Consider the following 828-nt stretch of genomic DNA (forward strand, 5'->3'; position numbering starts at 1 on the left):
TGGTGTTGGACGGACAACAAGTATTCGTTTAGCTACCTTGGGGAATGATGCAGGTGTGTATGGTGCTGCGTCACTAGTTATGAAAAATGTTTAGTATTTGTCGTTAGAAGGGAAAAACAACACTTATGATCAACTTTGGTACTATTTCTTGGCTTATTTTAATTGTCGTATTATTGGTTTGGGGAGGCTTCTGGTTATACAGCTACCTATTGCGTCGTAACAATGCATCCATGATTTCTCAAGAAGATTTCCAACAAACCATGCAATCGGCACAAATTATTGATATCCGAGAAGCAAATGAATTCAACTCTGCCCACATTTTTGGTGCCCGTAATGTACCTTACTCTACCTTACAACAAGGGGTACCAGGATTTAGTAAATCACGTCCAATTTATTTATACGCTGATGTGCACAGTTTAACTGGCCGTGCAGCGAAGAAATTAAAAGACGCTGGTTACGATAAAATTTATATTTTAAAAGGCGGCCTTTCTGATTGGGAAGGTAAAACAAAACGTCAAGATTAATAGTTTTGGAAAGTCAGGAGTTAGCGCTCCTGGCTTTTTTTGAATGTTGTTTATCTTTAAAATGCGCACGCAATGTATTAGTGTGTAACCAATATTAAGGGTGCGCTAGAGGCTGATGCTTTCTGTCACACCCATAGCCAGGTAGTTTATAACGTCGACACTCACACCCTGTGAAGTTGAGCTCGCCAGGGCAGACAGGTGTCCGCTTCAGAATAGTTTGTTTCACACTTTGTGTGACACTGCACTATTCTTCCATCGTCTCCTGCCTAAACGCCCTGTCTCACATCCTATTCTTGCTTTCTGG

The 828-nt window shown here is 41.1% G+C and carries 1 protein-coding gene; it reads left to right on the forward strand.

Annotated features, from left to right (window positions below):
- The first annotated feature begins 125 nt into the window (after window positions 1–125).
- A complete protein-coding gene (locus ACRCJ0_RS16645) occupies window positions 126–524 on the forward strand; it encodes a rhodanese-like domain-containing protein (RefSeq protein WP_431391271.1) in 399 nt (132 codons plus the stop codon).
- Window positions 525–828 lie beyond the last annotated feature (304 nt).

This window comes from Aerococcus sp. L_32, assembly GCF_050689315.1.